12 protein-coding genes are annotated in these 12,731 nt (G+C 71.2%); 9 read left to right on the forward strand and 3 right to left on the reverse strand.

What is annotated here, in order from left to right:
• Positions 1-28 precede the first annotated feature (28 nt).
• Together BJ982_RS16800 and BJ982_RS16805 are read left to right on the forward strand one after the other, a co-directional pair.
• Positions 29-778, forward strand: coding sequence for an alpha/beta fold hydrolase (locus tag BJ982_RS16800; protein WP_184881142.1), 750 nt, complete (start codon positions 29-31; stop codon positions 776-778).
• A gap of 85 nt (positions 779-863) precedes the next feature.
• Positions 864-1,541 carry a GntR family transcriptional regulator gene (locus BJ982_RS16805; protein ID WP_239122901.1) on the forward strand — a complete coding sequence of 226 codons (678 nt, stop codon included), beginning with the start codon at positions 864-866 and terminating at the stop codon, positions 1,539-1,541.
• Positions 1,542-1,658: 117 nt separating this feature from the next.
• On the opposite strand, the gene BJ982_RS16810 is transcribed toward BJ982_RS16805, so the two are convergent.
• Both BJ982_RS16810 and BJ982_RS16815 read right to left on the reverse strand, forming a co-directional pair.
• Positions 1,659-2,396, reverse strand: a complete 738-nt coding sequence (locus BJ982_RS16810) for an SDR family NAD(P)-dependent oxidoreductase (RefSeq protein WP_184881146.1) — start codon at positions 2,394-2,396, stop codon at positions 1,659-1,661.
• Positions 2,393-3,394, reverse strand: a complete 1,002-nt coding sequence (locus BJ982_RS16815) for a methyltransferase (protein WP_184881148.1) — start codon at positions 3,392-3,394, stop codon at positions 2,393-2,395. The genes BJ982_RS16810 and BJ982_RS16815 overlap by 4 nt, the downstream gene beginning before the upstream one ends.
• A gap of 157 nt (positions 3,395-3,551) precedes the next feature.
• Here BJ982_RS16815 and BJ982_RS16820 point away from each other — a divergent pair, with 157 nt between their 5' ends.
• Positions 3,552-4,481, forward strand: coding sequence for an aldo/keto reductase (locus tag BJ982_RS16820; RefSeq protein WP_239122900.1), 930 nt, complete (start codon positions 3,552-3,554; stop codon positions 4,479-4,481).
• Positions 4,482-4,527: 46 nt separating this feature from the next.
• Here BJ982_RS16820 and BJ982_RS16825 read toward each other — a convergent pair whose 3' ends face one another.
• Positions 4,528-5,910, reverse strand: a complete 1,383-nt coding sequence (locus BJ982_RS16825; protein WP_184881152.1) for an amidohydrolase — start codon at positions 5,908-5,910, stop codon at positions 4,528-4,530.
• Positions 5,911-6,022: 112 nt separating this feature from the next.
• Between BJ982_RS16825 and lipP1 the strand changes: the two genes are divergently transcribed.
• From lipP1 to BJ982_RS16855, 6 genes are read left to right on the forward strand one after another with little or no spacing between them, the layout of a single operon-like run.
• Positions 6,023-6,976: a LipP1 family hormone-sensitive lipase gene (gene lipP1 / locus BJ982_RS16830; RefSeq protein WP_184881154.1), complete on the forward strand. Its 954-nt coding sequence runs from the start codon at positions 6,023-6,025 to the stop codon at positions 6,974-6,976.
• On the forward strand, positions 6,973-7,707 hold the full coding sequence (locus BJ982_RS16835) for an ABC transporter ATP-binding protein (protein ID WP_184881156.1): 735 nt from the start codon (positions 6,973-6,975) through the stop codon (positions 7,705-7,707). Before lipP1 ends, BJ982_RS16835 begins: the two co-directional genes overlap by 4 nt.
• Positions 7,704-9,431: a branched-chain amino acid ABC transporter ATP-binding protein/permease gene (locus BJ982_RS16840; protein WP_184881158.1), complete on the forward strand. Its 1,728-nt coding sequence runs from the start codon at positions 7,704-7,706 to the stop codon at positions 9,429-9,431. The genes BJ982_RS16835 and BJ982_RS16840 overlap by 4 nt, the downstream gene beginning before the upstream one ends.
• Before the next feature lie 47 nt (positions 9,432-9,478).
• Positions 9,479-10,630 carry an ABC transporter substrate-binding protein gene (locus tag BJ982_RS16845; RefSeq protein ID WP_184881160.1) on the forward strand — a complete coding sequence of 384 codons (1,152 nt, stop codon included), beginning with the start codon at positions 9,479-9,481 and terminating at the stop codon, positions 10,628-10,630.
• Positions 10,631-10,664: 34 nt separating this feature from the next.
• Entirely contained in the window at positions 10,665-11,537 is an 873-nt protein-coding gene (locus BJ982_RS16850) for a branched-chain amino acid ABC transporter permease (RefSeq protein ID WP_184881162.1), read from the forward strand.
• Positions 11,538-11,556: 19 nt separating this feature from the next.
• Positions 11,557-12,666, forward strand: a complete 1,110-nt coding sequence (locus BJ982_RS16855; RefSeq protein WP_184881164.1) for a zinc-binding dehydrogenase — start codon at positions 11,557-11,559, stop codon at positions 12,664-12,666.
• Positions 12,667-12,731 lie beyond the last annotated feature (65 nt).

Below are 12,731 nucleotides of genomic sequence, written 5' to 3' on the forward strand. Positions count from 1 at the left end.
AAAGTACCGGCCGAGGAGCTAGCCACCGATGCACGACCGTCCCGCACTGGCCTATCGTCTCTTCCCCCCGGACACCGATGACGGCCGGGCGGCGGGCTCGCCGCCGGTGCTCCTGCTGCACGGCTTCGCCTCCGACGGCGAGAGCGACTGGGTGGCGCCGGGCACCGTGGCGGCGCTGACGGCCGCGGGCCGCACGGTGATCCTTCCCGACCTGCGCGGCCACGGCGCGAGCCCGGCCCCGGCGAGCGGCGCCGAGACCACCGCGGCGGCGCAGGCCGCCGACCTGGTCGCCGTGCTCGACGGCGCGGGCGCCGGCACGTTCGACGTCGCCGGCTACTCGCTCGGCGCCCGGCTGGCCTGGGAGCTCGCCGACATCGTCCCCGGCCGGGTGCGCCGCGCCGTGCTCGGCGGGCTGGCCCCGATGGAGCCGTTCACCGGCGTGGACGTCGCGGCCCTGCACCGCGCCGTCGACGAGGGCGCCGAGCCCGGCGACCCGATGACGGGGATGATCGCCGGCATGGTGAGCTCCAAGGGCGACCGCGCCAAGGCGCTGGCCTTCGTCGTGGAAGGGCTCCACGACTCGCCCTTCGAGCCCAAGGCGTGGGCCGGCCCGACGGCGCCGGTCTTCGTGAGAGGCGAAGACGACGTGATGACGAACGGGATCGAGCGTATCGTCGGAGTCGTCGGAGGAGAGCTGATCGTCGTCCCCGGTGACCACTTCCAGGCCCTCGCGGGAGCCGAGTTCCGCGGCATTGTCGTGAGAGCCTTGGGTGAGTGACCGTCAGGGCCGTGGTCCTCGGCGTGGACATCAGCTGTTGGCCAGTAAGGGGACGCCTGTGAGAGCCGGGAAGAAGGCCGGAGCCGTGAAGGAGTCGAAGGCGGAGCTCAGTTACGAGCTACTTCGGTCACGGATCCTCGACGGCACCTATGGGCCCGGCTACCGCCTCGTGATGGACCAACTCGCCCGCGAGACCGGCGTCAGCACCATCCCGCTGCGCGAGGCCGTGCGCCGGCTGCAGTCCGAGGGCCTGGTCGAGGTCGTGCGCAACATCGGCGCCCGCGTCGCCGCCTTCGACGCCGCGCAGGTCGAGCACACGCTCAACATCCTCGCCCGGCTGGAGGGCTACGCCACCGCGATCTCCGCGCCGCTGATGAAGCCGCGGCACATCGAGATCTCGCGTGAGATCAACCAGCGCATGGCCGCGGCGCTGGAGGAGTTCGACCCGGCCTCCTTCACGGCGCTGAACCGCCAGTTCCACTTCTCCATCTACGAGCACTGCCCGGACGACCACCTGTGCGTGCTGCTGGAGTCGCAGTGGGCCCGGCTGGACCACATGCGCCGGTCGACGTTCACCTACGTCCCGGGGCGCGCCCGCCGTTCGGTCGCCGAGCACGACCACATGCTCGACCTCATCGCGATGGGCGCCGAGGGCGCCGAGATCGAGCGGGTGGCCTGCGCCCACAAGATCGCGACCGCGGACGCGCTGCACAACGCGCAGCACAGCGCGCACGTCACGCCCCAGCAGCCCGCCGCCCGCTGATCCCGGCCGCGATCGGCGCCACACCGGCGCGGGTCAGGCTGCTGATCCGCCCCGAAAACCACGAGCCCGGCACGCCCCCTCGGTGTGCCGGGCTCGACGCTTTCGCGCCACGGGCGCTCACATCAGCAACTGGCCGCCGTCCACCTGGACCACCGCGCCGGTGATGTGCCCCGCCGAGGGCGAGGCGAGGAAGAGCACCAGCGGGGTGATGTCGCCGGTGGTGGCGATCTTCCGCAGGGGGATGCGGGACTCCCAGGCCGCGCGGGCGTCGGGGTTGTCCGCCAGCCCCGCGGTCATCGGCGTGATGACCGGGCCGGGGGCCACGCCGTTCACGCGGATGCCGTGCCCGGCGAGCTCGATCGCCGCCGTGCGGGTGAGGGCGTCCACGCCCGCCTTGGTCGCCTCGTAGTGCCCGAGGCCAGGGGTGGGCTGGCGCGCGCCGATCGAGCTGATGTTGACGACGCAGCCGCCCGCGCCCGCCTTGATCATCTGGTTGGCGACGGCCTGGGTGACGAGGAAGGTGCCCCGCATGTTCACGGCCATGACCCGGTCGAAGATCTCGACGGGCAGGTCGGTGAGCGGCCCGCCGCCGGCGACGATGCCCGCGTTGTTGACCAGGACCTCGACGGGCCCGAGCCGCTCGGCCACCAGCTCGACGCCGGCGGCGACCGACTCGGGGTCGGTGATGTCCACCGCGACCGGCAGGGCGCCGAGCTCCGCGGCGACGGCGCCGGCCGCGGCCTCGTCGATGTCCACGACGGCGACGCGGTCGCCGTTCTCCGCGAACGCCTGCGCCACGGCGCGGCCGATGCCGCTGGCCGCGCCGGTCACCAGGACGACACGGCCGGCGGTCACCGGGCCTCCGCGATGATGATCCGCGGGCTGGCCGTGAGGCTACGCGTCTCGACCGGGTGCCACCCCGCTTCGGTGAGCCACGCGCGCACTTCGGCCTCCGGATAGACGATCGTGCCGTCGATCACAAGGTATTCGCCGGCGTGCAGCGCGTCGAGGGGACGCTGGTGCTCGTCGTCGTCGAGGAAGAAGTCGAGCAGGATGAGCGTGGCGCCGGGCGCGGCGGCCTCCCGGGCCTTACGGATGATCACACGGTTCTCCGCCACGTCGTGGCGGTGCGCGACGTGTTCGAGGAGCACCAGGTCGAAGCCGGTGGGGAGCTCGCCGGTCAGCGGGTCGCCGGTGATGACCTCGGTGCGGTCGCCGAGACCGGCGCCGTCGAGGAACTCCTTGGCGAACCCGGTCATGTGCTCGGTGGAGTAGAAGGTGCCGTGCAGGCCGGGGTTCGGGCCGAGGGCCTCGGCGAGGAACGCGCCGGACAGGCCGTCCAGGTCCAGCACCCGCTGGTGGCGCGAGAAGTCGTACGCCTGGGCGAGCATCTTGGCGTGCAGCGCGTTGTAGGTCATGACGCCGGTCATGAACGTTCCAAGCCGATCGCCGCCGAGGTCGAGCGGGGCCGGCTTGGCGGTGCGCGACGTCTCGCCGAAGCCGAGCCAGTGCCCGTAGCTGATGCCGTCGAGGAACCCGAGGAAGGGGCGGAGGTCGACGTCGTCGCCGCCACCGGACAGGTAGCGGGCGGTGGCCGGCGAGTTGGCGTACACCCCGTTGGTGCGGGTCACCAGATCGAGGCCCGCCATGGTGTCGGCGAGGATGCGCGCGGTGCGCTCGGGAAGCCCGGTGCGGGCGGAGATCTCGGCCACGCTCGCGGGACCTTCGGCGAGGGCGGCGAACAGGCCGGCTTCGCTGGCCGCGAAGAGCTGCTTGGCGGCCATGTAGCCGACGGCCACGTCGACGATCCTGGAAGGGCCGTCGGACGCGGGGATGTCGGAGTGGGGCGGCATGAACTCAACTCCCTAGATGCTAAACAATATTCGGAATGCTATACGATTCACCTCTCGGCGACCAGAGGTCGCGCGCGTCGGTCATCGGAGGTGCACGATGGAGTTCACAGGTCCAGTCCCCAGGCGCCGGCTCGGCCCCGAAGGTCCGGAGATCCCCGTGTTCGGGCTCGGATCCTGGAACACCTGGGACCGCATGGAGCGCGGTGACGCCGCCACGCTGATCAGGCGGGCCGTCGACCTGGGTGTCGACCTCTTCGACGTCGCCCACTACAACTTCGGCCCGCACGCCGAGGACGCCGTCACCGACCTGCTCTTCAACAGGGCGGTCAGGGACGCGGGGCTCGCCCGGGAAGACTACCTGTTGTGCGGCAAGCTGTGGCTCTGGGACTACCCGAAGACCTCCTTCGCCGAGCAGATCCAGGTCTCCCTGGCCCGCGCAGGGGTCGAGCGCGCCGACTTCGTGGTGGCCGGCGACTTCTTCGGTGACCTGGACATCCGCGCGGTGGTGACCGACGCCACCGAGCTCGTCCACGCGGGCTGGTTCGGGGCCTGGGGCGTCAACAACTGGTCGGCGGCCGACCTGCGGCTCGCCCGCGAGTTCGCCGCCGCCGAGGGACTGGTGCCGCCGACCTTCGCCCAGCTCAAGTACAGCCTGGCCCGCCGCTCGGTGCCCGAGGGCGAGCCGTACGGGCGCATGTTCGCCGAAGGGCTGGCCCTGCAGGCGTCCGACGTCTTCGAGGGCGGCATCCTCGCCGGCAAGCTGAACCCCCAGCGCAAGATCGGCGCGGACCCGGGCGGCATCCGCGAGCGCATCCGCGACTCCTACCCCGAGGTCCAGCGGGTGGCCGAGGGGTTCGGCGCCACCCCCGCGCAGCTCGCCATCGCCTACACCCTCACCCACCCCGCCACGGTGAACGTGCTGTTCGGCGCGAGCGGGCTCGCGCAGCTCCAGGACAACCTCGGCGCGCTGGAGCTGCTCGACCGGCACGGCGACGAGCTGCGCGCGGCGGTCGCGGACCTGTGGATCGACAAGGACGTCGTGCGCCCCGACGCCTCGTGGGGAACCGACGCCCCCGAGCGCTCCTGAGACTCGCACCGGCCGGCGCCTGCCCTGAGCCGCCGGCCGGTGCGGATCAAAGCTCGTGGACGACGCGGCCGTCCACCAGCGTCAGGCTCACGGGCACCTTCGGCAGGGCCTCCGGCTCGGTCTCCAGCAGGCCGGCGTCCAGGACGCACAGGTCGGCGACCTTGCCCGGCTCCAGCGAGCCCTTCCAGGACTCGTCCCCGTCCTGCCAGGCCGGGACGATCGTGTAGGAGCGCAGGGCCTCGGCGACCGTCAGGCGCTGCTCCTCCCCGCACACACGGCCGTCCAGGCCGCGCCGGGTCACCGCCGCGGCCAGTCCCGCCCGCCAGTCGGGGGTCAGGACGGGCGCGTCGGAGCTCAGGCAGAGCCGCACTCCCGCGGTGAGCGCGTCCCGCGTCGGCCAGGTGATCGGCATGACGTCGTCGCCGACCGCGCCGCGCATCATGTCGCCGGTGAAGACCGCGATCCCGGCCTGGGTGTTCAGGCCGACGCCGGCCGAGGCCATCGTGGCGAGCGTCCCGGGCGCGAGCAGGTCGCCGTGGATGATGTAGTGGCGGGCGTCGCGCCCGTCGCGGGCCAGGGCGCCGGCCATCGCGCGCGCTACCGTCCTGGTCGTGCGGCTGCCGGTGGCGTGCACCGCGATCTGGTGCCCGGCCGCGTGCGCCGCGTCGATCATCGCCAGCAGCGCCGCCTCGCGGTCGGCCTCGGAGTCGCCCTCGACCAGCAGGCCGCCGTAGGAGCCGTCGGTGTACGGCTCGTCGACCCAGGCGTTGCGCATCGGGGGTATGCCGTCGGCGAAGATCTTCACGCCCGCGACCCGGAACCAGCCCGGCACGGGGGAGGGCGGCGTGAAGTCGCGCAGGCCGCCGAGCACGTCCTTGAGGGAGCTGCGCCCGTCGAGCTCGCCGAACAGCATGAGCGCGGTGACGCGCGCGGTGAGCCTGCCCTCGGCGGCCAGGTCGGCGTAGTCGCGCAGGGCCTCGGAGCCGAAGCAGCCGCTCGGGCCCGCGTCCTCGCCGGGGCCGAGCCCGGGTTCGGTGTAGCTGGTGACGCCGAGGGGCGCCAGCAGCTCGGCCGTCTTGAGGATGGCGCGGCGCCGGTCCTCACGCGTCTTCAGGGGCGCGGGGGCCTCACCGCCGCCGGCCGCCATCTGCTCCATGAGAAGGGACGGCCACATCTGGCCGAGCCACACGCCGTGCAGGTGGGAGTCGTTGATGCCGGGGAGCACCGAGCGTCCCTCCAGGGGGATGACCCGGGTGCGCGGTCCGATCAACGGCGTGATCTGATCAGCGGTGCCGGTTCTCGCGATCCGGCCGCCGGTGACGGCGATCGCCTCCACCACGCGGTCCGCGGCGTCGACGGTGTGGACCGCGCCGCCGGTCAAGACCAGGTCGGCGGTCCCGGCCAGGTACTCCGATTCGTTAGCCAACATTTCACCATCGCTCTGGACACGTGATTTCGTCGCGAATAACGTACATGGAATCGGATACGATTTGTGAGTGCCTGAACGATGAGGGCGGGCACCCGGGCTCCCGGAGGTATCGATGCCCCTGCATCCGGAGGCGCAGGCCATAGTGTCACGCGCCGCCATCCAGGGCCAGGGCGAGGCTCCCGCCACCCAGCCCAGCGCGGCGGAGATGCGCGAGCAGTTCCGTCAGGTCTGGTCGATGCCGGATGATCTCCCGTCCGTCGGCGGCGTGGTCGACACCGTCTTCCCCGGCCCCGCCGGAGAGGTGCCGATCCGCGTCTACACGCCGGAGGGAGAAGGTCCCTTCCCTGTCTTCGTGTGGTTCCACGGCGGTGGCTGGACGATCGGCTCGCTTGACGAGAACGAGGTCTCCTGCCGTACGGTGTGCGCGGGCGCGAACGTCGTGGTGGTGTCCGTGGACTACCGGCTCGCGCCGGAGAACCCCTACCCCGCCGCGGCGGACGACTGCTACGCCGCCGTGCGGTGGGTGCACGAGAACCCGGAGGCCGTGAACGCCGACCCGTCGCGGATCGCCGTCGGAGGCGAGAGCGCCGGAGGCAATCTCGCCGCCGTCGCCGCGCTCATGGCGAGGGACCTCGGAGGTCCGCGACTGGCCCTGCAAGTGCTCGTGTCTCCCGTGCTCGGCCACCCGGACGACGGACGGGCGTCGTATCGGGACTGCTCGGAAGGATACTTCCTCTCGAAGGCCAGCATGGATTGGTTTTTCACGACATACCCCCGCGACGCGCGCGACCTGGAGGACCCGTACCTCCTGCCGCTGCGCGCCAAGGACCTGTCGGGCCTGCCCCCGGCCGTGGTCCTCGGCGCCGAGTACGACGTGCTGCGCGACGAGGGTGAGGACTACGCCGAGGCGCTCCGCGCCGCCGGCGTCCCCGTGGACCTGGTCCGCTACGAGGGCCTGATCCACGGCTTCTTCGGCTTGCTGTCCCGCGAGCTGTCGGACTCCGCCAAGGCACACCGGCGGGTCATCGACGCTCTGCGGGCGGCGTACGCGAAAGGCGATCGATGAGCGGGCCCCTGCTCGCCCTGGACGGCGTGAGCATCAACCGGGGCGAAGTCCCCATCGTCCATGACGTGACCTTGGGCGTCCGGCCCGGTACGATCACCGTTGTCCTCGGGGCCAACGGTGCGGGCAAGACGACTTTGATGGACGGAATCGCCGGGCTGGCCCAGGTGACATCAGGAACGATCCAGCTGGGGCAGGCCCCCATCGGCAAACTGCCGACCTACAAGCGGGCGCAGGCCGGTCTCGGCTACGTCGAGCAGGCCCGCACGGTGTTCCGCACCCTCACGGTCGAGCAGAACCTCAACGTCTCCAAGGCCGGCGACGGCGACCTCGGCATGGCCTACGGTCTCTTCCCCGAACTGGAGAAGCGCCGCAACCTGCAGGCCGGGCACCTGTCCGGCGGCGAGCAGCAGATGCTCGTCATCGGCCGCGCCCTGGTGTCCTCCCCCAAGCTCGTGATGATCGACGAGATGTCCCTGGGCCTCGCGCCCGTGATCGTCCGCCGCCTCATGCACGCGGTGGAGGACCTGCTGCAGTTCGGGATCTCCGTGCTGCTCATCGAGCAGTTCGCCAACCTCGCGCTCGACGTCGGCACCCACGCCTACGTGCTGCGCAAGGGCCGCGTCGTCTTCGACGGGCCGTGTACGGAGCTGCGCGGCGACGCCGACCGGCTCCACGAGTGTTACTTCGGCTCGGTTGACGCCGGCGCCGGTGAGGAGGGCCTGGCTCGATGACGGCCATCGACAAGCGAACGTGGGGGATCGGCCTCGGCATCGCCGTGGTCGCCTGCGTGCTGGTCCCGAACGTTCTCTCGTCCTACTGGATCTACCTGGCGATCACCGCCATGGTCAGCGCCGTGATCATGCAGAGCTTCGGCGTGATCGTCGGCCGGGCCGGGGTCATGTCCCTGTGCCAGATGTCCTTCGCGGCGATCGGCGCGTGGGTGGTGCTGCGGCTCAACCTCAGCGACGCCCCGGGCGGATTCCTGCTCTGGCTGCTGATCGGCGGCCTCGCCGCCGTCCCCGTGGGCGTGGCGATCGGCCTGCCCGCGCTGCGCATCCGCGGGGTCAACCTCGCCGTCGTCACCTTCGGCTTCGCGGTGTCCGCGGACATCGTCCTCAACGCCAACCAGTTCCCCGGCACCGAGGAGCTGAAGACGCTCAACCGCCCCAGCATGTTCGCCAGCAACGGCAAGTTCTTCATCCTCGTGGTGATCGTCTTCGTCCTGCTGGCCATCCTGCTGGAGTTCTTCAACCGCACCAGGATCGGCATGTCCTGGCGTGAGCTGCGCTACTCCGAGCGGGCCGCCGCCGCGCACGGCACCTCGGTGGCGCGCAGCAAGCTCGCCGCCTTCGCGCTCAGCGCCTTCATCGCCGGCGTCGGCGGCGGGCTGATGGCGGGTCAGCTCGGCCTGGTCGTGGCGAGCAACTTCTCCATGGGCCAGTCCCTGGCCCTGTTCGCCGTGGCCATCCTCATCGGCCCGCACCACACCGAGGGCGCGATCATGGGCGGCGTCTTCGGCGCCGTCATGGCGACGATCCTGGACAAGCTGAAGCTTCCGCAGGACCTGGGGGGCCTGCTCTTCGGCGTCTTCGCGATCTTCGCGCTGCGCACCGGCGTCAGCCAGACCGACTTCACCCGGGCGCGCAAGCGGGAGGCCGAGGCCCGCAAGGTGCTCGCGGCGCTCCCCGAGAAGAGCGAGTCCGAGAAGGCCGGACCCGTCGTCGCGCCGCCCGTGGGTGGCGCGCCGCTCCTGGAGGTGCGCGGCCTGACGGTCCGCTTCGGCGAGGTCGTCGCGGTGGACGGCATCAACCTGTCGATCCCCGACGGGGGAGTCGTCGGGCTGATCGGCCCCAACGGCGCCGGCAAGTCGACCTTCATCGCCGCCGTCACCGGCTTCCTCGCCGGCTACGAGGGCAGCGTCGCGCTCGCCGGCCGGCCGATCGACCGGCTCACGCCGAGCGCGCGGGCCCGCCTGGGGCTGCGCCGCACCTTCCAGACCACGACGATCGCTCCGGAGCTCACGCAGTACGAGTACCTGACGATCGGCGCGGGCCGGAAGCTGGCCAAGGAGGAGGCCGACGAACTGCTCGACTTCTTCGGGTGCCCTCCTGGGGAGGTACCCGTGTCCATCGTGGACGTCGGCACCCGCCGCCTGCTGGACGTGGCCGCCGCCATCGCGGCCCGTCCGAAGGTCGCGCTGCTGGACGAGCCGGCCGCCGGGCAGTCCGCGGCCGAGTCGCTCGCGCTGGGACGCCGCCTCGCGCAGGTGCCGGGCCGGTTCGGTGTGTCGATCCTTCTGGTCGAGCACGACATGGAACTCGTGCGTGCCGCATGCGCTAAGGTGACCGTCCTCGACTTCGGCCATGTGATCGCCTCGGGTCCCACCCGAGAGGTCCTGGACGATCCGGCCGTCATGGCGGCCTACCTTGGCACTGCGGATGTACCCCTCGTCTGAATCAACCCCCGAACCTCTCCAATCAACCCCCCAGGAAAGCGGCAGTAATGAAGCGTTCTCTCACCAGCATCGTGGCGGTGGCCGCCCTCGCCCTGGCCACCTCCGCCTGCGGCGGCGATAGCGGAACCGACGGCCCGATCAAGGTCGGCGCCATCAACGGCATCACGGGCCTGTTCCAGACCCCCGAGGTCCCGAAGGCCGTCCAGGCGGTCTTCGACGAGGTGAACAAGGCGGGCGGCATCAACGGCCGCAAGCTGGAGTTCATCACCAAGGACGACGCGATGAACCCGCAGCGGTCCACCGAGGCCGCGATCGACCTCATCGAGTCGGAGGAGGTCGTGGCGCTGGTCGGGTCCTCCAGCGCGGTCGACTGCGGCCTCAACCGCGCCACCTACAGTAACAACAAGATCGTATCAATTCCCGCGGTCGGCGTCGACGCGACGTGCTTCACGAGCCCGAACATCGCCCCGGTCAACCCCGGTCCGTTCAAGCTGATCACGGCGATGCTGTACTACGCCTCCGAGACCCTGAAGCGCGACAAGGTGTGCATGTACTACACCGTGCTCCCGGGCAGCGGCGGCGGCATCGAGAACGCCATCAAGGAGTGGACCGACATCACCGGCAAGTCCCTCACGGTGAAGGACCTGTCGGTCGGTCAGGGCGACCCGACGCCGTACCTGGTCAAGGCCAAGGCGGCCGGCTGCCAGGCCATCCTCTACAACGCGCAGGTCGGCCCGTGGTTCGCCCAGGCGGCCACGCAGGGCATGACCGACGTCGACTTCATCATGGGCGCCAACAGCTACACCGACGCCAACGCCGCGCTCATCCCCGCGAAGATCAACGCCTACGCGGGCACCGAGTGGCAGCCGTACACCGACGCCACGCTGCCGGGCAACGAGCGCTGGTCCAAGGTCGTCGACGCCAACAAGATCCAGAGGACGGCGTTCAGCCAGGGCGCGGTCATGGCGGCCGATGTCTTCGTCGAGGTGCTCAAGGGCATCAAGGGTGACATCACCCGCGAGTCGGTCACCAACGCCTTCAAGAACATGAAGCCTATCCAGTACCCGATGGTCGGCACGCCCTACGTGTTCGGACCGGGCAACGCGCACAACCCGATCGAGGGCAGCCGCTTCGTCAAGGTTCTGAACGGTAAGTGGCAGGTCCTTCCCGAGGGCTTCATCGTCCCCGGCAAGAACTAGCCCCCCGGGCGTTTTTCCAGAAGGAGTCTGTCCGATGCTGAACTCCATCATCGCCGGCCTGACGAGCGGCGGGGTATACGCCCTGCTGGGCCTGTGCGTGGTGCTGACCTATCGGCTCGTCGCCGTGGTCAACTTCGCCATGGCCGCCACCGGCGCCGTGGGGGCGTTCACGATGGTGTCGCTGACCGAGGCCGGGCTGAACGTGTGGCCCGCCCTCATCCTCGGCGTGGCCGCGGGAGCGGCGCTGTCGGGGCTGCTCGGCGCGGTGCTCGTCCGCTGGTTCTCCGGGCACGACGAGCGCACCAAGGCGGCCGTCACGGTCGCGATCTACGTGGCCCTCATGGCCGCCGGCCTGCGGATCTTCGGCAACAACACGTCGGGCGCCCGGGCCTTCCCGCGGCCGTTCGACTCGCCCGCCTTCACCGTGGGCGACGTCGTGGTCCCGCAGGCGGTGCTGGTCTCGCTGGCCTTCGCGGTGCTGATCACCGTCGGCGTGACACTCCTTCTCAGCAGGACGGGAGTGGGCCTGCGCCTGCAGGCCCTCTCCGAGCGCCCCGAGACCGCGCAGGTCGTCGGAATCCCGGCCCCCCGCCTCGCCATGGCGGTGTGGGTGGCCATCGGCGCCCTGACCACGCTGGTCATCCTCATCGTGGCGCCCCGCCTCGGCGGCGACTTCTCCACGCTGGGCGGGCTCATCGCGACCGCGCTCGCGGTCGCGATGGTGGGGGCCTTCCGCAGCCTCCCGCTCACGCTCCTCGGCGGCATCCTGCTCGGCTGCCTGGAGGGCTTCGCCGCCTTCTGGGAGCCCGTGCAGCAGTACCGGGGCGTGGTCCCCTTCCTGGTGATCCTGGTCCTGCTGTGGTGGCGCAGCCGCCACGAGGTCTGGGACACCGCGCACAGCAGATAACCGATCGGAGATTCACCGCATGTCAGTTCCCACAGCGACCCGCGCGGCCGTCCTGACCGCCCACGGGGAGCCGCTGGCCATCGAGGAGCTTCCGCTGCCGGGCGAGATCGAGCCCGGCGCGGCGATCGTCAAGGTCGACTGCGCGACGCTGTGCGCCACCGACGTGCACATCTGGAGCGGCGCCATGTCGTTCCCGGGGATGCTGCCCATGGTGCTCGGCCACGAGATGGTCGGCACCGTGGTCGCGGCCGGGCCGGGGACGGTCGACGCCCTCGGCCGCCCCGTCCAGCCGGGGCAGCGCATCGGCTGGTCGGAGTCCACCTGCGGCCACTGCTACGGGTGCACGGTCGTCCGCAACCCCGTGGCGTGCTCCAACCGCGGGTACGGCTTCCTCCAGCGGTCCGACCGGTTCCCGTTCTCCACCGCCGGTCTTGCCGAGTACGACTACGTCACGCCGGGCGCGCAGAAGCTGCTGCTGCCCGAGGACGTGAAGGACACCTGGGCGGCCAGCGCGGGCTGCGCCGTCAAGACCGTGCTGCACGCCTTCGACCGCGCGGGAGGCGTTCGGACCGGGTCCACCGTCCTCGTCCAGGGCGCCGGAGCGCTCGGCATCGTCGCCACGGCGGTGGCGAGCGCCTCCGGCGCCCGCACGGTCATCACCGTCGGCGCGCCCGACTCCCGGCTCGAACTGGCCAAGCGGTTCGGCGCCGACGTCACCATCGGCCTGGACGGCGACGCCGACAGCAGGCGTGCCGCCGTCATGGAGGCCACCGGCGGGCGCGGCGCCGACCTGGTGCTCGACCTCGCCGGCGCGCCCGGCGTCGGCGCCGAGGCCGTGGACGCCGCCGCGTTCGGCGGCACCTTCGTCATCGTCGGCACCACCGGCCCCCGCCCCGACCCCATCGCGCTCGGGACGATCATGGGCAAGGAGCTGAACGTCCTCGGCTCCCTCAACGGCGACATCGGCGACTACCACGACTCCGTGGAGTTCCTGCGCGCGTTCCAGTCGCGCTTCCCGTGGGACGAGCTGTTCAGCGCGCCCGTCGGGCTCAGCGGCGCCTCCGAGGCGCTGGCCGCCATGTCGCGCCTGGAGCAGGTCAAGGCCGTCGTCCACCCCTGGCTTCCCTGAGTCTCCCTTCCCCCACCCCGGCGGATTCGCGCCGTGCGGCGTGTTCCGCATGCCGCCAATCCGCC

Source organism: Sphaerisporangium siamense (assembly GCF_014205275.1).
GTDB lineage: Bacteria > Actinomycetota > Actinomycetes > Streptosporangiales > Streptosporangiaceae > Sphaerisporangium > Sphaerisporangium siamense.